Source organism: Parahaliea maris (assembly GCF_008064665.1).
GTDB classification, from domain to species: domain Bacteria; phylum Pseudomonadota; class Gammaproteobacteria; order Pseudomonadales; family Halieaceae; genus Parahaliea; species Parahaliea maris.
Genome location: NZ_VRZA01000005.1, coordinates 16,426 through 33,645, shown reverse-complemented (window position 1 = coordinate 33,645; position 17,220 = coordinate 16,426). Strand labels below are relative to the sequence as shown.

General features: G+C 54.9%; 14 protein-coding genes. 8 read left to right on the top strand and 6 right to left on the bottom strand.

The window, feature by feature from the left end; genetic code table 11:
- Nucleotide 1 precedes the first annotated feature (1 nt).
- Both FV139_RS14085 and FV139_RS14080 read right to left on the bottom strand, forming a co-directional pair.
- A complete protein-coding gene (locus FV139_RS14085; RefSeq protein WP_187276543.1) occupies nt 2-1,240 on the bottom strand; it encodes a sugar phosphate isomerase/epimerase family protein in 1,239 nt (412 codons plus the stop codon).
- A 533-nt stretch (nt 1,241-1,773) separates the two neighbouring features.
- Nucleotides 1,774-2,478 (bottom strand): TetR/AcrR family transcriptional regulator, encoded by a 705-nt coding sequence (locus FV139_RS14080; protein ID WP_148069104.1) that lies wholly within the window; start codon nt 2,476-2,478, stop codon nt 1,774-1,776.
- A 257-nt stretch (nt 2,479-2,735) separates the two neighbouring features.
- Here FV139_RS14080 and FV139_RS14075 point away from each other — a divergent pair, with 257 nt between their 5' ends.
- From FV139_RS14075 to FV139_RS14065, 3 genes are all read left to right on the top strand, one after another.
- Nucleotides 2,736-3,671 carry a helix-turn-helix domain-containing protein gene (locus FV139_RS14075; RefSeq protein WP_148069103.1) on the top strand — a complete coding sequence of 312 codons (936 nt, stop codon included), beginning with the start codon at nt 2,736-2,738 and terminating at the stop codon, nt 3,669-3,671.
- 115 nt (nt 3,672-3,786) lie between these two features.
- Complete coding sequence (locus FV139_RS14070; protein WP_148069102.1) at nt 3,787-4,779, top strand: quinone oxidoreductase family protein; 993 nt, start codon at nt 3,787-3,789, stop codon at nt 4,777-4,779.
- The gene (locus tag FV139_RS14065; protein WP_213004129.1) at nt 4,776-5,666 is read left to right on the top strand and encodes an arginase family protein; all 891 of its coding nucleotides are present in this window, start codon (nt 4,776-4,778) and stop codon (nt 5,664-5,666) included. The genes FV139_RS14070 and FV139_RS14065 overlap by 4 nt, the downstream gene beginning before the upstream one ends.
- Before the next feature lie 83 nt (nt 5,667-5,749).
- On the opposite strand, the gene FV139_RS14060 is transcribed toward FV139_RS14065, so the two are convergent.
- The 4 genes from FV139_RS14060 to FV139_RS14045 form a co-directional block, all read right to left on the bottom strand.
- Nucleotides 5,750-6,946: an MFS transporter gene (locus FV139_RS14060; RefSeq protein ID WP_148069101.1), complete on the bottom strand. Its 1,197-nt coding sequence runs from the start codon at nt 6,944-6,946 to the stop codon at nt 5,750-5,752.
- A gap of 29 nt (nt 6,947-6,975) precedes the next feature.
- Nucleotides 6,976-8,016: a phosphotransferase gene (locus tag FV139_RS14055; RefSeq protein WP_148069100.1), complete on the bottom strand. Its 1,041-nt coding sequence runs from the start codon at nt 8,014-8,016 to the stop codon at nt 6,976-6,978.
- A 107-nt stretch (nt 8,017-8,123) separates the two neighbouring features.
- Nucleotides 8,124-10,589 (bottom strand): FAD-dependent oxidoreductase, encoded by a 2,466-nt coding sequence (locus FV139_RS14050; protein ID WP_148069099.1) that lies wholly within the window; start codon nt 10,587-10,589, stop codon nt 8,124-8,126.
- 85 nt (nt 10,590-10,674) lie between these two features.
- Complete coding sequence (locus FV139_RS14045; protein WP_148069098.1) at nt 10,675-11,100, bottom strand: cupin domain-containing protein; 426 nt, start codon at nt 11,098-11,100, stop codon at nt 10,675-10,677.
- Between the two features lie 131 nt (nt 11,101-11,231).
- On the opposite strand from FV139_RS14045, the gene FV139_RS14040 reads away from it, so the two are divergent.
- From FV139_RS14040 to FV139_RS14020, 5 genes are all read left to right on the top strand, one after another.
- Nucleotides 11,232-12,005, top strand: coding sequence for an SDR family NAD(P)-dependent oxidoreductase (locus FV139_RS14040; protein ID WP_148069097.1), 774 nt, complete (start codon nt 11,232-11,234; stop codon nt 12,003-12,005).
- 36 nt (nt 12,006-12,041) lie between these two features.
- Nucleotides 12,042-12,752, top strand: coding sequence for an SDR family NAD(P)-dependent oxidoreductase (locus FV139_RS14035; protein ID WP_148069096.1), 711 nt, complete (start codon nt 12,042-12,044; stop codon nt 12,750-12,752).
- Nucleotides 12,753-12,814: 62 nt separating this feature from the next.
- The gene (locus FV139_RS14030; protein WP_148069095.1) at nt 12,815-13,714 is read left to right on the top strand and encodes an SDR family oxidoreductase; all 900 of its coding nucleotides are present in this window, start codon (nt 12,815-12,817) and stop codon (nt 13,712-13,714) included.
- 37 nt (nt 13,715-13,751) lie between these two features.
- On the top strand, nt 13,752-14,492 hold the full coding sequence (locus tag FV139_RS14025; protein WP_187276542.1) for a TetR/AcrR family transcriptional regulator: 741 nt from the start codon (nt 13,752-13,754) through the stop codon (nt 14,490-14,492).
- 351 nt (nt 14,493-14,843) lie between these two features.
- Nucleotides 14,844-17,114 carry a TonB-dependent receptor gene (locus tag FV139_RS14020; protein ID WP_148069093.1) on the top strand — a complete coding sequence of 757 codons (2,271 nt, stop codon included), beginning with the start codon at nt 14,844-14,846 and terminating at the stop codon, nt 17,112-17,114.
- Nucleotides 17,115-17,220 lie beyond the last annotated feature (106 nt).

The window sequence follows — 17,220 nt, the reverse complement described above, 5'->3', positions numbered from 1 at the left end:
GTTATGACCTGTAAGCCTCGCGCCCGAAACCCTGTACTGGAATTCCGAGACTCGGCATGACTTCATGTTGCATGCTATACATGGCGGCCGCGGCTTCATCGATTGCCCGGCAGAAATCCACAGAGCCCTTGAGCAACGGTGCCAGTTTCTCCCTGTCCTGGATGCGTGCCGGGGGATATTCGTGTTCGACCACCAGATAGGTTTTGGAGGGGTCGATGTCGAGTAACTCTCGCGCCGCCAGTTGATGATCGAGCCAGTCCACAGTGCGGTTCTGCAGGTAGGCGAGTGGATCGTGTCGGGCGCTACCAGGTAGTTCGTGTTCACAGATGGTGGTCTGCTTCTTCCAGGCGTTGACCTGATCCGCGGGGTTTTCCGAGGGTTTGCCATCGATCCAGTCACCGCGCTCCATGGTCTGACCGCCGTAACCCCAGGCGGAGACGCCGCGTGAGTCCGTGACCTGCCCCTTGACGTGAAATCCTTCAATCAGAAAGCCATAGCCCTCATCCTTCAGGTATTGGAAAATGGATCGTGTATCCTGGCCCATGAGAACCGCGTGGGACGGATCGTAGTGAATGCGGAACTGGTCACCCAGGCCATGTTTCTCACAGATGCGGTGAAGTGCGATCCAGGGGCCGGGCGCGTAGGCGATGTTGTTGTGCCAGATGTCGGTGGTGTTCCAGCCCGGCATCGGGCACTGCTCGACCCGGTAGGAAAGGCCGCGGGCCTTGGCCTCTTTCAGCAATGGGACGAAGACCTCCTCGAACATCACCAAGTTCTGGTCCATGGACAGGCTGGGGTTGCGGCCGACGAATCCACAAACGGCCTCGGCGCCAAGCAGTGAGGCGGCATCGAACACCCGTAGCATGAAATCGTGCTTCATCTTGCGAGTCTGCTCATCGTTGACCAGCATATTGTCGAAATAGCCGAGGTCGGACAGGCCGACGCCGGTGTCTTTCATCGCTGCCAGTACCCGCTGCGCGCGCTGTGCGTCAAAGGCCTGGCGCAGATCGAGAGTATTGGCAACCGGGTCGAGCATCGCCTCGGCCGGTACGTCGGATTCGCTCGGATGTAGCGCCGCGGACAGTTGAATGAAGGGTGAACCAATGTCTCGTGAGAAGGCGAGCCACTCTTCGATGGCGAGATCCGGGTCATTATCCCGTAACTCCCTGGGGGTGAGCTCTTGCAGGGCGGCAGTGAGCACACTCAGCTTCATGTGCTTGGGTTGATACGGTGTGACCATGTGCATTTTCCCGTCTGCTCTATTTTTGGGTTTAAGGCTGCGGAGTCATTTTCTGAAGCAGCGAATGACTGAATCGTGCTGCTGTGATTCGGGCTTCCGCTGTTTATTGCAAGATGTCACTGCGTCCTGGAATTTCTGGTAAAGACAGAAAAATGAGCAGCCGTGTTTCTCACTTGGTTCCGCCATCGTCGCAGGCAGAACATCTTCATAGCCGGTAAAATCGTTGCTCCTGATCGCTACATCGCCAAGCGATGTGCGTTGGGTTTGTAGTTCTCAACGAATTCGGTGAAGCCACCAATCACCTGCGATACGAATGAGTAGTGAGTGCAAAAAATATTAGCAACAGCGCCTTACTGTCGGGGAACTTCTACCGCAGTACCTGTATCCAGCGGGGGCAGGTAGTCCGACAGCTGGCGCGTGCCGGTCTCGGATACCGAGATGCGAGGATTCCAGCATGGGAACGGTCCTTATTATAAAGTGTCCCACATAATAGAATTTACATTCTATTATTGTCAAGCCTGATGAGTTCTCGATTACCCGGTGGCTGATGGCTCGGCTTTCAACTGATCCGGGTGTCCCAGGAGGAAGTGCAGTGATACTCGGCTGAGGTCATCCAGGAGTGTATCCCAGTCGCCTTCGCCAATTATTTCGGGCTCTGTTCCCAGGCCAAGATGGCGGGACAATGAGGCGTAGATGATCTGAAAGCAGATACTGACTGCGCGCTCGGGGTTCTCCTGCCGGATTTCACTCTTACGCTCCAGTAAAAGTCGCTCGAAATCGCCGACATTCTGGGCAAAGTGCATCTTCCCTCTCTTGGCGACGACTTCATCAACGGAAGCAATCCCCATCAGTGGGCGTAAAATTTTACTGTGCCTTTTCAATAACATACCAAACTCTTTGGTAATTGCTGGCACCAGTTGCCTGAGCTGTAATTCCTTTCTTCGCAGTTCATTGATCAAAACCGCTGTCTCGACTTCCATTACACCCAATTCACGCGCGTGAACTTCCCGAATCAGGTCGTCCTTGCCCGAAAAACGATTGTAAATCGAACCGATGGATACCTTGGCGCGTTTGCTGGCTTCCTGCAGGGTGAATTCGTTGTAGCCTCGTTCGGCCAGTATCTCCGAAGCGGAACTCAACAGGCGTTCGAGAGACGCCTTGCTGCGATTCTGCTTTGGCTCGCGGGCATATTGCTGTGTTTGAGATGACAGGCGCTTTACTGTTGCCTTCGAAACCATGGGGGTTATCCGATTCAATGTGACTGAGCGTGAAATTCGAAATAGAATTCTAGAATGTAGTTAGTATAGTGATATGCAAGGATATTGCCAGAGCTGGGATGGCTCGGGGATAATCTGCAACTGATGGTGGAAGGCCACAAAGATGGCCAATCCCGATGTGGAACTGTGTCAGAGAACACCGGCCCCCAGTCTGCGGGTCAGTTCGGCAGGTGTTATATACTGCGCGTTATCAACTCGGCAGAAGCTGGGAATGCGACATGGGCAGAACCTACTCCACTGAAGATGTAAGAAGCCAGGATGGCTTTGACCATTGGGAAGACTGGGTTAGCACCACCTATTCGGCGCCAACAACAAACATCAACCTGGCTGACGGTCAGTTTCGGGGGTCTCTGGCCGTAAAGTCGTTGGGCAAAAGCGCTCTGATAACACGCATTCAATCATCACCCGTTGCGTACAATGAAGTGACCACCTCTGAGTATTCAGACAACTACTTCATTTGTCTTTCCCTGTGTCCGATCTCACAACTGACTCAAAACGGGCAGACATCCGAGCAGGAGTCCGGTGATATCGTGATATGTGATGGTGGCCAGCCGTATTCATTCCACTTCCCGAAAGGTGACGATCAGGTGGTGATATCGCTGCCTCACACGATATTCGATACGCATATCAACGATGCTCAGAGCGTCACCAATAAAACCTTGAAGCACGGATCGCCGCTCGGTCAGTTTATCGCTTCAATGATCTCGCAGGCCTGGGAATCGGAGGAGCAAGAAGAGTTGTATGGCGATAAAGTACTCGAATCGATTTTGTCGATGCTTGATACCGCCTACCGGGCAGCATCTGACGGCGATAAACGGCAGGTAACTGAGTACAAAAAGGACAACCTGCAACGTGCGAAGGAGTATATTGTCACCCATCTTTCGGACCCGGCCCTGTCTCTGGAGCGAATCTCCCACGACATCCATCTTTCATCGAGAACGCTGAGTCGACTGTTCGCCAAAGAGGGAACCACGGCAATACGTTGGCTATGGCAGCAGCGCCTTGATGCCTGCCGCAGGGCGATATTGTCCGAACCGAACGCCCAATTGGGCGATATAGCCCATCGCTACGGATTCTCCAACACGGCCCACTTCAGCAAAATGTTCAAAGAAACCTATGGCTTGCGCCCGTCAGCGTTTCGCGATCAATATTAGGTAGCTGTCTCTGCCAGCAAAGTCGGTTGTCTTTCCTGGAGTAACCCCCCTTTTTTCACTCACCGATACTGGACCCAATTCAGAACAGCCCGACCCCACGAGTGAGATTGGAATTATGAAAGCCCTGGTAGCCACCGATATTGGAGCCACTCCGAAAATGGCGCTTGAGGAGCGACCGTCTCCTGAGCCAAAAGCTGGATATACTCTGGTAAAAATGCATGCGGCGACAGTGAATCCGCTCTCGAACCAGATTCGCCACGGCCATGTCCCGGCCGCTCGAGCACCTCTCGTGTTGAGCAACGACGGCTCCGGGTTCGTCATTGCCAGTGACAAGTACCTGCCAGGCGCGCGGGTCGCCATTTATGGCAGTGGTGACTTAGGGGTCAAGGAGGACGGGTTGCAGCAACAAGAGGTCCTGGTGGCCAACAAATGGATTGTAGAACTGCCTGACAACATCAGCCTCACAGAGGCAGCCGCGTTGCCTATCAATTACGTGTCGGCTTATCAGGCGATCCAGCGCGTTGGTCTGTTGCAGTCCGGGCAAACAGCACTGGTTTCCGGTGCCTCGGGTTCGGTGGGTCATGCATTGATCCAGTTGATCAACGCCTTTGGAGCCACTCCCATCGCAGTCGTGTCGAACACATCAAAGGTCGACAGCGCGCGGGATTCGGGAGCGGCACACATCATTGATCTGTCCAAGCAGTCACTTGTCGACTCGGTACTGTTGCTAACCAACGGTAAAGGGGTTGATCTCGCTTTCGATACAGTTGCAGGTGACATTCTTGAACCGCTGATCAAGTCACTGAAATCCAGGGGCACCGCAGTATCGATCGGGTTTGCGGGAGGCGTAAAGCCCGTTATCGATATCGTCGATATCGTGGTGTTTGAAAAGAGGCTGCTTGGGTTTGACGCCCATCTTGAGCGTGATGAGGACGTTCAGACAGTTATCAGCTCGATCTGTCGACTGATCGAGCAGGAAAAGATCCGCCCACGTATCGATTCAGTTTTCCCTCTCGCCGAGTATGAAGAGGCCTATCGCTACCTGGAATCTCGCAAAGCCAAGGGCAGCGTTTTGCTTAAGCTGGATACAATTCAGGAGGAAACATGATGAGTAACACCCGCAACCAGAATACATTGAGATTGGTCTTCCCTCAGTGGCAAGGGGGTAATAACCCTCCTTATTTTTTCGGCGCGCAGTTATTGAACTGGCTCGCCCCTGCCACCGAAGGAGACGTAGAGCATGTCGATGTTGCGGAACCAACCGATATACCGTTGGAAAACGAAGACGGAATTCTTGCCAGAACGGCTCTGATTGAACAGCTCAAGGACGCACGCTCTCGGATCGACGCTCATCAACCCGAGCGTATCGTCGTACTGGGTGGCGATTGTCTTGTCGACCTGGCTCCCTTTGCCTACCTGAACGAACGCTATGATGGCGACCTTGCCGTGCTTTGGGTCGATGCTCATCCGGATATTATGACTCCGCAGCAGTTTACCAATGCCCATGCCATGGTTCTGGGCAATCTACTGGGCCGGGGTGACAGCCAGTTTCTGCAACATGTCAAGCAGCCGCTGAAGCCAGAGAACGTCTGCTACCTGGGGGTTAACAAGGCAAGCGAATGGGAAAATGAGCAAATGGAAAGCCTGGGGCTTCGCAATATCAGCCCTGAGCAGCTTGTGGCTGAGGGCAGCGAGCCCATCCTCAAATGGTTCAAGTCTACGGGCGCAAAACACCTGGCAATACACCTGGACCTGGATGTGCTCGATCCCGACCTGTTCCGTTCCCTGCTGTTCGCAAATGTCGACGATGATCCAGCTGTCTTTGACGGTGTGGCGAAAGGTAAACTGAGCATGGGACAGGTGATTGACGCGCTGTCGGATTTGTCGCAGGAAAGCGACGTAGTGGGTATTGGGATCGCCGAGCACCTGCCGTGGGATGCACTCGCACTAAAGAAGATGCTGGAGAAACTGCCGCTAATTGGCGGCAGTCGATAGCAGAACGAAATTCGCTGCAAGCCAACAGGGCTACCGGGAGTTGATACAGGACCAACGCTGTTCGACAGTGCTCCCTTGTTGCCTCAGTTGGCTATGCAGGCGTCCGACACGTCAGATTGACCGGAGGACAGCGCTGAACTTACCCGACTTGCGGCCAGCAGTGCGGGCAGGGCCGCGGCAGCGCAGACAACGCCACCGCCGATCCAGATCAGCTGACTCAGATTGTTGTTGATCAGGTAACCGACGACATAGCTACCCATTGCGTAGCCGACAAGTGTGATCCCGAGCAGTACAGCAGGCAGGCGACCCTGGGTGTCAGCGAAGGCTGCCGTGATCTGGAAGGCGCTGATGGTGAACTGGTAGGCTGCCGAGTAGAGGCAAAAAGCGATAGCAAAGGAAATCGCACCGCCGACGGTCCCTACCGCGATACACGCGGCGATACAGCTGGCAGCCCCGAGAAGCATCGTACGGACCAGGCCAACCCGGGTTTCCACCCAGGCCGCCGCCGTTCCTCCGACGAAACCACCAAACACGGCAAAAACCAGAAGACCACCAATCAAGCGCTCCGAGAGGCCGTTGTCCAGGCCGAGTTGCACTGAAAAGGTCCAGATTCCACCTAACGGAATAAACATTACCAGTGTGCCAAGACACAGGAGCAGGGGAGTGACTCCCGTTGCGTGGTCGCTCGGTACTGCAGGGGCGTGATCGGATTCAGCCTCATCGTTTTCATGCACAGACGTACGGGTCGCTAGAAACGTAGCGGCTGCCAGTCCAAGACCGAGCACCGCAAGTGGAACAAAGACCCTCACCCCCGGGTGGTCACTGGGAACCCAGGGGATGAAAATAAGGAAAGCACCGATCATGACGGCCGACAAGCCGTTGGCCAGGCCAAAGGCTGGCGCGGGGTTTGCCGACCTGGCGATCGTGTGCGACACGGCCGCCGCAGCCAGCCCACAACCGAGACCAACGAGACCGCGGGTCACCGCCAGTGGCAATAGCCCAGGGACCCAGATCGAGCTCAACTGACCCAGAGCAACGCAGAGGGCTCCGAATATCCCAGCCATGACCCCTAACCTGGTAGGCAGGGCAGCCGCGAAGATGGTGGTCAGCGCAAGTGCAAGCACCTCGCTCATCGCAACAGTGCCGATCTGCTCAGGGTTGAGCTGTTGCACACTGGCAAAGGCGGGCACCTGAGCTGGAATCACATTGCAGGCCGTGATCGCCGCGGCGTAGGCCAGGACGGCGCTTAGAATGACTCTGGATCGGAATGCCTCGTGCATCTCAACTCCCCTGCAGGTCTGCTAGGTATTTAAGCCTCTGGAAACAGGTGCTGGTAATCTGACCAGAGCTCTTCGAAGCGAGGCATAAGCATCTCCGCCAGACCGATCAGCGCGGCCTTCTGCCCAGGCAGAATTTCTTTCATCCCCTCAGCGAACTCTTCCGGTGTTACGTGGTAGTAAGGGTCAAGGTCGGTATAAAGGCATTCGGTTACCAGGCGAAGCGCGGCAATGGTCTGGAAGGCGTGCACCTCGGTAAGTCGCTGTTCCAGATCCTCGTCGCTGATGTCCCCGAAGTAGTATTTGATGGCTTTGATACAGGTTTGCTCATCGGCCTCCGCCCACATCAGCATTTCGCCCAGATCGAACATAGGGTGCCCGTAGGCGCCGCCATCCCAGTCAATGATCCTGATTTCGCCAGAAGGGCTCTTGAACAGGTTTACAAAGGTCATGTCGTTGTGGGTAAACGTAGGGATGAACGGACCGATGCCGCGTTCAAGGCGATCGACAATACCTCGCAGGCGAGGTAGCTGGTCCGCCCAGGGGGAGGGCTGCCAGTCAGTAGCGGCCTTTCCAACTTCCATGGCATCCATCCAGCGACGTATCGTATCGAAAGGCCACCAGTAGCTGATGGTTTCCTTCACTGCCGAGCCGCCGTTGTGAATGACCTTCATCATGTCGATGACACTGCGCATGACATCAGGGTCTTTCATGTCCTCAAGGCTGAGGCCCTCGCCCTCCACGAATTCTGTTACTGACACGTTGGGCTCTGCGTAGATCAGGCGCGGGCCAATGCCGAGGCGTTGTGCCGCCAGCGTCGATTCGATGACGGCGGTTTGTCGGGTACGATACTGGTCGAATCCAACCCTGATGGCGTACTTTGGGGCACCGTCGACATAGGCAAAGTAGGTCCGGTTGGTCAGCCCACCAAACTTCTGGCGAACCTCGGTGTTTTCCGGCCAGATTGGCAGGTCCGCGATGTAGTCGCGGACTTTTTCCGGTGACCAGTCCCGGCGCACGTTTGAAATTTCGCTGAAAATGGTGTGTTCAGTACCGCTGTTGTCACCAGACATTTTAGCCCTCCAGGATCGTTCTGTTATAGCTGCCGCATATCTCCCGGGCTGACGGCCGGGCTTGCGCGCTGTTCGGTTGATTGGCCTTCGGCCGCTTGAATTGTTGCTCAGGCTCGCATCCGTTCACTTTTCGGGTCATAGAAGCCGCCAAATTTGAGTTCTACCGGATACCGGGTGCCGGCAACTTCCACCTCGAAGCCACTTTCAGCAAGCCAGTCGGCGGTCACACCGCCGGCGTTTTTCACGGAAGCCATGCCCAGGCAAGCGCCCATGCGGAAGCCCCACGCGCCCGACGTCACATAGCCGACAAGCTCGTCTCCTCGCCAGATCGGCTCATTCCTGTACAGGTAGGGGCCATTTTCGAGGCTGGCCCCGGGTACGTGCAGGTGAACGATTCGGTTCTCGATGGGGCCTGCGTCGCGCTGTTGCTCAAGCACTTCGCGGCCGATAAAGCTATCTTTGTCAAAATTGACGGCAAAGCGCAGACCGGCTTCCAGTGGTGTGTCGTCTTCGCTGATGTCGTGCCCGAAGTGTACGAAACCTTTTTCAACTCGCGACGTCATCAACGCAAAGAATCCGGCATTGACCAACCCCTTGGAAGCACCCGCTTCAAAAAGGGCATCGTAGACGTGTCGACACAGGTCGCCGGTCGGAAAGATTTCGTAGCCGAGTTCCCCCATGAAAGAGCGACGCAATACCCATGCTCGGCCCATGCCAATATCCATCAGTCGGGCGTGCCCGAAGGGAAGCGAGGCTTTGGATACATCCTCATCAGTGAGCGACTCAAGGATTTCCCTGGAGGCAGGCCCGGACATGGAGAACATGCCATACTGTGCCGTGACGTCAATGCACTGGGCATTGAGACCGGCTGGTTTATTGGCGTTAAACCAACAGCGGTCCCGGACCTGACTACCAGGGCCCGTGATCAGCAGAAACTCTTCCTCTGCCATGCGCATGAGTACGATATCGGCCTCGATACCGCCGCGGGGATTAAGCCAGTGGGTATAAACAGAGCGACCAACCGGAACGTCCATCTCGTTAGCGGAGAGATGATTCAGGGCAGCGACAGCGTCCGGACCGCAAATCAGTAGTTTGCCGTAACAGGATTGATCTACCAGTACGGCCTTATCCCGTGCTGCTTCACACTCAGCGGCAACCTTGGGGAACCATTCCTGATAGCCGAGGCTGGGTTTGTGGGGGAGGGTGGCACCGGGTTTGTCATAGTACAGCGGAATTTCCCAGCCTGCCCGTTCTCCCATCACCGCACCGGCGTCAATGAGCCGGTCATGTACGGGCATATGGCGTATGTTTCGTGCGGTCTTTAACTGGTGACCTGGCCAATGAAGCGTCATGTTGAAGCCGAGCGACTCGGTTACACGCTCCTGCATATAGCGGGTGTTGGCCTGGAAGGGCATCAAACGATGTGAGTGGGTCGAGGCCATTCCCTGGCTTGGCAGGCCGTCGCGAATCCAGTCTGCCATCATTTTACCTGCGCCGCCGGACGACAGAATGCCGTGAGAGTTGAAACCCGACGCGATATAGAGCCCCTGCACTTCAGCTGCCGGCCCCATAACAGCCCGGCTATCGCTGGTAAAGCTTTCGGGGCCGCAGAACATCAACTGAATACCGACCTCGTTTAATACTGGAACCCGGCTGAATGCCTGCTCAAGCTGTGGTTCGAGGTGCTCGAAGTCGAAAGGCAATTCAGAGAAGGAGAATTCAGTTGGGATGTCCTGTCCCCTTGGGGGCCAGGCCTTCGCCTTGGGCTCGAAAAAACCGACCAGAAGTTTACCAGCGTCTTCCTTGAAATAAGCCGATTCGTCAGGGCTGCCCAGCACTGGGAGGGTCGGGTCGAGGTTAGGTACCGACTCTGTGACAATGTAGTAATGCTCCGCGGAGTAGAGAGGAAGCGCCACGCCAAGCTTTTTAGCGATCTTGTGACTCCACAAGCCACCGGCAAGGAGTACCGTGTCACAGGCGATTTCGCCACGGTCGGTTTTAACACCGACCACCCGTCCTTTGTGGGTAAGAATGTCGTCGACTGTAGTCTTCTCGAACGCTTGGCCACCATGAAGACGCGCACCCTTGACCAGCGCCATCGTCGCATCGATCGGATTCACGCTACCCGAACCGTGGATGTAAATGCCGCCGTGAACACCTTCCGGGTTGAGTAGGGGCCAGCGAGACATAACGCCGTCCAGGTCAAGTGCGTCCACCTTGACACCCATATGCTGGGAGGCGGAGGCAGAGCGGCGCAGCGCCTCGTATCTCACTTCATTGGTGGCGATGTACAGCGTGCCCTGCTCGCGAACACCGGTCGCCTGTCCCGTCTCCGCCTCGAGGGACTTGAACAAATCACAGGTGTACTGCACCAGTCGGGATTGGCTGGCCGACTCACGCATTCTGGAGGTTAGGCCCGCTGCGTGCCAGGTAGTGCCGCAGGAGAACTGGTCGCGCTCCAGCAGGACGCAGTTCTCGACGCCCGACTTGGCCAGGTGATACAGGGTTGAAGCGCCAATGATACCGCCACCGAGGATGACAACATTGGCTTTTTCGGGCAAAGGTTTACTCATTTTCTTTCCTCAATTTTTTCAGGTTGCGTTCGGTGGGATTGCCTTGGCGACTTGGCTAATCAAAGTGCCAGAGACTCGGTAATACTCATTCCCAGCCAAACCATGCATTCATTGCCGCATTCACGGAACTGGTCTCAAACACAACCAATTCTCGGTAGTCCTTCAGAAATTCCCAGGTACCGCTCCAGCCCTTGGGGACGACAAAAACGTCTCCCGGGCCATAATCGTGTCTCTCACCTGCGTCTGTCTCGAGCACAGCTCCACCGCTGAGCACATAGACGTGCTCGTCATAGGGCAAAGACTCAAAACGAAGCTGGCCTTCTTCCGCCTGATAGACCATGGCAGTGAGGTGTTCCCCTTCAAACCAGACCTTGAGTGCATGTCGCCCAACCCGGCGTTGTTGCATGCCTGCCGGCCACGGCTCGAAGTGTTCGAGTTCCGTGCCGCCGGCTACCGCCTGGGACAGTCGCACTGGCTCGATGAGGCGCGGCTGATCGTCTGCGTTCGACATGCTTGCTCCAAATTTTTCTTGCTTAATGTGAATGGTCTAGTACTATTGTCCTAAATAGTGGCAATGTCAATACGCGTATCAAAATTCGGGTTCGTTCATACGGAGCCAGATACAACCCCGAGGAGTCAGTGATGAGTTTGCAGGATCGTAGAGTTCTTATAACCGGTAGCACTATGGGAATAGGCAGGGCCGCTGCCGAGGCGCTACTCAAGGCAGGGGCAAAAGTTGCCATACACGGCCGTAAACTTGAGCGCGTCGAGGAGGCTGCCGCAAGCCTGGGATTTCCCGACAGAACGTTCGTGGTTGCCGGAGATGTTGGTGATCCCGATTCGTGCCGGGCATTGGTCGATAGCGCCACGGAGCTGTTGGGAGGGCTCGACTACCTGGTGTGCAATGCCGGTATCGGCGACCTCTCATATCCAGAGGACATCACCGAGGAGCATTGGGACAAGGTGATGGACGTCAACTGCCGCTCGGGCTATCTCCTGACGAAGTTTGCGCTCCCGGCATTGCGTGAGTCCCGAGGTGCGGTTTTGCTGGTGGCATCAGCTGCCGGTGTCTGTGCGGGTCCTTCCGATAACTTTGCCTATGCGGTTGCCAAGGCCGGCATGATGAGTCTCGCACAGTCGTTGGCTGTTGAGCTCGCGCCGGCGGGAATTCGCATAAATGCCCTTTGTCCCGGCTTTATAGATACCCCTCTCATCGCGGAGGAGAATGCGGCAACCGGTGGTCAGGTGCACCGATTTGTTGAAGAAGCTACTTTGCTGGGACGCATTGGTACAGAAGAGGAATGTGCCTCAACAATTGAGTATCTCGCTACCGACGCCGCTGCGTACTTTACCGGCGTGCCGATCGTGAATGATGGCGGCCTGACGGTTCAGCGCTCCTGGGGTGGGCGCAACTAGTCGCCAAATATTGATTGTAGGAAGAGGATAAGTGACGTGACGAGCGCAATGAATTTTTCAGGAAAGAAAGTCCTGGTGGCGGGTTCAGGTGACCCAGTGCAGCAGGCAATTGCCAAAGCTTTTGTTGAGGCTGGTGCTTCGGCTGGCGAAGTGGATATTCTCGGAGCTGTGCAAAGCGCCGGTGCCGACGCTGTCAGTGCCAAGGTCAAGGAATATATCGCTACAACGGGTGGTCTGGATGTCCTGGTAGTTACTCTGGGGATCAATGACATGGAGCTCATTGAGGCAGCCTCGGCTGACAATTGGCAAGCAGGGTTTTCCATGCCACTCAAAGCAGCATTTTTTGCCGCCCAGGCGGCGATACCGGCGCTGCGTGAATCGAGCGGGGCGATTGTAAATGTGACTTCAACGCTTGGCCAAATGGGCGCAGCTCCTGGACTGGCGATTCCTGCCGCAGCTATGGCGTGTCTTATCCATCATACGCGTATGCTGTCACTTCGCCTGTCACTCGACGGTGTGCGAGTGAATTGTGTATGCCAAGGCTACACATCGGAGAAGGAGATCGTCGGGTTGACCGCAGCCAATGATCAGCCGACGGCTCCAACTATGGAAGATGAAGTACCAATGGGAAGGCTTACCCTTCCTGAAGACGTTGTAGGACCGGTGCTGTTTTTGGCATCACCCCTTGCCGGATTCATGACAGGGAATGTGCTGTCAGCCGATGGTGGAACGTTCTCCGGACACTAATCCAAAGTGGTTAGTTATTTCTACATCGATTGAATCAGACAGGAATCTATTGGCAATCTGCTATGCGTATACTCATTATCGGTGCTCTTGGAAACCTCGCCTCGCCAACAATTGAACTACTGGTGGCGAAGCACCCTGATGTAACACTTCGACTGACCAGTCACCGTGATTCAGGCGTCATGGAGCTCGGGGAAAAGTATCCGTCGGCAGAAGTCATGCAGGCTGACTGGAACGACCTGGACAGCCTGAAAAGAGCCGTCAAGGATGTCGACCGGGTTCTTGTTGTCATGACAGACTGGGTCATCGATGAATCCATCGCCACGCCTAATCTGATCGAAGCATTGAATGCCGAGGGCAGCGTGGAGCTTGTACTACGGTTTATAGCCCTGCCTCCGGGGCTGACCCGGGAAAGTGTACCACCGGATGTTTTCGCCACGCGAGGCGGGGCCATGCTTACGCTGGAGGCGAAGCCGCTTCTCGACAGCAGCCAATTGCCCGTGTGCTATGTCAATGCGGCCTGCTGGATCGGATTCAACATTGAGTGGTTTTACGGTGAAGATATACGTAAACTGCGGAAGATCCGTATGCCCGCCGCCACCGACATGGCCAGGCAATGGGTTGCTGAGGGGGACCTCGCGGAGGCCTTCGTGAAAATTCTCACCGATCCCGCAGAAGATCATGTCGGCCGTGAATACCTTGTCACCGGTGGTACCCGTTATACCTACCAGGACCAGGCTGAACTGATCAGTCGCGAGCTGGGAGAGCGCGTCGATTGGGTCGATGACGATACCGGCCTTCGAGATATCATGGGCGACAAATTCGATACGCTCATGACCTACCTCGGGCACGAGACGCAAGTATACGGTGCTGTGCCAGCTACACAGGAGCTGGAAAAGTTATTGGGGCGCGAGCGAACATCGCTTGAGCAGTATGTACGTAGTATCAAAGATTCGTTACTTTGAGGCCCCAATTCGTCAGGTTCCAGGAGTTACAGTTTCGATGTCAGCAGAGGTGATTGAAGGAAAACACAACACCCGGAAAACGACCGCCCGAAAGAAGAGTGCTGTCAAGAGCGGGGTTGCCCGAAAGAAAAGAGCCAGTGCTAAAGTCAAAAAGCCCTCAGCTTCTACGGGGAAAATGAAAAAGCGCGAGACGGTAGACAGCATTCTTATTGCATCTGAGGAAGTCTTGCTTTCGGTAGGCTACTCAGGCCTCACAGCCAGAAAAGTGGCTGAGGAAGCAGGTATTGCAGTTGGCAATCTTACCTACCACTTCCCTTCCATGAAGAAACTCCACCTGGCACTCATCGAGAATGTGCTGGGGCGCTACCTGAAGCGTTGGGAAGATTTTCTTGAAGAAGAGCCTGCAGGTGATGTCGAGCTGTACTCGATTCGCGAAGTCCTCGATTGGTTGATCACTGACGCGATTGAGCCGCGCACCGCTCGATTGTTCCGCGAACTCTGGGCGATGGCAGAGCATTCGAGCGCTGATGCAGCTTTGATGGATGATTTTTATCGGCAAACGACAGAGGCTGCGGCCAAGGTATTACGTCGGCGCTGTTTTCCGCAACTTTCTGAAGCCGAAGCAATGGACCTGGCCTATTTTATGGGCGTGCTATCGGAAGGCTCCATTGTACTTTTTGGCACCCTGCCAGACTCCAAACAACGCGTGGCCAGCTTTAAGCGGCATGCGATCATTTCTATGGAGTCGTTGACAGGACACCTTCATCCCGAATCCTAGCCTTAGTTGGCCCGTGCTTATCCCGTAATCTTCTAAGTCCCACTATCTGAATGTTTGGCTATTAGCCGGGCCGAAATCGCCTGAATTTTGGCCCGATTAAGCTTGGGCGCGCCGTTCCTCGAGCGGCACAAAATTTTTACAATCCTCAGCCAAACAAACCGCTTGACAATAACAGGACAATCGTCCTAAGGTATCCACATAGTACAGTTGTCCTAGCAATTGTTTCAGCAAATAAGCGCTGTACTTTGCCGGGTTCACAGGTTGCACGCACGACATAGCTGACGCCACCCGAGTGAATAGCTATGAAGCGATAGCAGTCAGACACTTAAAGTTGGATTGTGGGGAAGCATAATGGCGATAAATTCAAAAGTATTAACTCGTACGGCAATGTTCATGGGTACTACCAGTGCGATTCTTGCACTGCAAGCAGTACCGGCTTCTGCACAGAAACTGACCTCGGGGTTGATTGAAGAAGTCGTTGTAACAGCCCAGAAGCGAGAGGAAAATCTTCAGGATGTACCAATTGCCATTACCGCGCTTTCGGGCCAGTCCCTCGACGAGCTTGGTCTGGACAATGCCGAACAGCTTGGCGCGCAAGTGCCTGGCTTGGTGGCGACTTCCTTCTCGGGTGGTGGCACGGTTTCGCTGTTCTCGGTACGTGGTGTTTCTCAGAATGACTTTGGTGAGCACCAGGAAGGGCCGGTAGCGGTCTATGCGGATGGCGTTTACATCCCCAGCACCAGTGCCGCTGGCGCGACGATGTTTGATTTACAGCGGGTCGAGGTGCTGAAAGGCCCGCAGGGAACACTGTTCGGTCGTAACGCCACCGGCGGTCTTCTCCACCTGATCAGCAAAAAGCCGACAGAGGAGACTGAAGGGTACGTTGACCTGACCGTTGGATCCTACGATCAGATCACGGCAGAAGGCGCTTTTAGCGGTGCACTAACGGATACGTTGCTCGGACGCCTGTCGCTTTACTCTGACAATGCAGATGGCTACTTCAAGAACACACTTACCGGCAAGGACGGGCGCGGTCGTGAAAGCCACAACGGACGTTTGCAACTGCGTTGGATGCCGTCCGACAGTGTGACAGTTGACTTCGTCGGTCGATTGATGGACAACCCTCGCCAAGTTCAACAAGCCTACGATACCCGCCCCTCAAGCGGTGCGGCAAGAGGAGACGTTGAGTTTGACTACTTCGGCAACCCCGATCAGGGCTCAGAGCCGAACAAACACGCGCACGCAGTGGATGGCTACCTTGAGAAAGAGGCAAGTTCGTACGAGTTGACAGCGGCGTTCGATGTGGGAGACACAGCGACGATTACCTCGATTACTGCGTTTGGTAACGTGAAAAAGCAGTATCAAGAGACCGACGGTAGCGCAGGTTGGGAGATGCGGATCCCTCAATATACCTACGCAACGGACGTTGACCAGGACCAGTTCTCGCAGGAGCTTCGCATTAACGGCAGTGGGGATAGATTCCGGTACCAGGCCGGTATCTTCTATCTGCTGATTGATGGTGATTACGGTATTGATACTGATTTCCCCGGGTTCGGGGGAAGAACCCTGGTAGATGCAACGCTCAGGACTGAATCACTCTCAGTGTTTGGTCAGGGCGAGTACGATCTGACCGATAACCTGACCGCTGTTCTGGGTGCCAGGTGGATCACGGATGAAAAGGAGTATACTAACGACAGCCAGTGCGCGGCTCCCTCAGAAAACCTGACCGAGATTGTGTTCGGTGAATTTTACGAAGATTGTCTCGTCTACAGCTCATTCGATCCCGACGATCCACTCATTGTCGAATTTCCCGGCACATATAAGGATGATCGCGATGACAATATGGATGCATTCACTGCGAAGTTGAATTATCAGGTCACCGAAGATGTACTGCTGTACGGCGGGTTCAGCCGTGGCGCCAAGGCCGGTGGATTCAATGTACCTACAGATGGCTTTACCTACCTGGATGAATTGACCTTCGATCCTGAGGAGCTTGATGCCTGGGAAGTCGGTGTTAAATCCAAGTTTTGGGACGGAAAAGCCCAGCTGAATGCTGCGGCCTTTTACTACGATTACAAGAATTACCACGCGTTTACGTTCGCGGGTGTCACGAATCTTGTCAAGAATGCGGCCGCCGAATCCCAGGGTGGCGAGATTGAATTGATACTGACGCCAGCCGAGGGGTGGTATCTGTCTGGAGGACTTTCCTTCCTGGATACGGAGCTGAGCGACATCGCAGCGAACCGCGATGGTTCGGAAGTCTATCCGGCTCAGGATATGGTCCTGTCACCTGAATTCAGCGCCAACTGGATCGTCAAGAAAGCGTGGCAGTTCAATAGTGGTGGCTCAATCGATTTTCAGATCGACGGCAACTACGTTGGTGAGCAGGAATACAGTGCGAATACCAGTGGCGTTACCCAGGGTGACAGCTATTCACTTTGGAATGCCCGCATGGGGTATTACTCTCCTAGCGACAAGTGGGAAGCGAGTGTGTTCGTGCGTAACCTGACCGATGAGGAATACCATGTTTATGCCTTCGATCTGGTAGCGTTCACTGGCTTGTCTGCCGAGGTGTTTGGTCCGCCGCGTTGGTATGGTGCACAAGTTCGTTATCGCTTCTGAACGCTTTGAGTAAAACCTTTAATGGGGCTCCGGCCCCATTTTTTATACGTCCAGAAAGACCGTCGTCTTTCCCTTTGCTTCCGCTACTGGTCCGAGCGATCTCCCG